Source organism: Desulfovibrio sp. 1188_IL3213 (assembly GCF_036763145.1).
In the GTDB taxonomy this organism is placed as follows: Bacteria; Desulfobacterota; Desulfovibrionia; order Desulfovibrionales; family Desulfovibrionaceae; genus Desulfovibrio.
On sequence record NZ_JBAIYR010000673.1, the window covers coordinates 1 to 848 of the forward strand.

The 848-nt window shown below is 52.2% G+C and carries 1 pseudogene; it reads left to right on the forward strand.

What is annotated here, in order from left to right:
- The first annotated feature begins 69 nt into the window (after window positions 1–69).
- Window positions 70–836: pseudogene (locus tag V6C16_RS14450) on the forward strand (IS5 family transposase).
- The last annotated feature ends 12 nt before the right edge of the window (window positions 837–848 follow it).

Consider the following 848-nt stretch of genomic DNA (forward strand, 5'->3'; position numbering starts at 1 on the left):
TAGGCACTGTAGTCACGAGATTGTTTAGATTTGCTTTTTCTGTCATACTCTTCGCACAGCGAGGTGATTATGACAACTCCAGCACATCGGCGACATGACATTTCTGATGAGGTATGGGAAAAGCTTGAGCCCCATTTGCCAGGGAGGCAAGGAAGTTGGGGCGGGATTGCGCAGGACAACAGACAATTTATCGACGCAGTGTTTTGGATCATGCGTACCGGCGCGCCTTGGCGAGACCTTCCGCCAGACTTCGGCGGTTGGGGCAATACGCATCGCCGATTCATTCGCTGGCGCAACAACGGTGTGTGGGAAAAGCTTCTCGAAATTTTGATTGATGATCCTGATTTCGAATGGCTGATGATTGACGCCAGCCATTGCAAGGTCCATCCACATGCGGCAGGAGCCAAGGGCGGCAATCAGGCGATGAGTCGCACAAAAGGGGGCTCAACACAAAGTTGCATTTGGCCGTGGATGCGCATGGTATGCCGCTCCGGGCTCTTATTACACAAGGTACAACAGCGGATTGTACTCAGGCCATTGCCCTGATTGACGGGCTGAGCGCAGAGCATCTTTTGGCGGATCGCGGCTATGACTCTACCGCGATAATTGAGCAGGCGGAACTCCAGGGAATGTCTCCCGTTATACCGCCGAAGAAAAACCGCAAGGTTCAACGCGAATACGACAAAGAGCTTTATAAGGCCCGCCACCTGGTCGAAAACGCTTTTCTCTATTTGAAGCAATGGCGCGGCATAGCGACTCGGTACGCAAAAAATGCGGCCTCATTTCTGGCTGCCGTTCAGATCAGGTGTATCTTTTTGTGGGCTTCAGTCTCGTGACTACAGCATCTA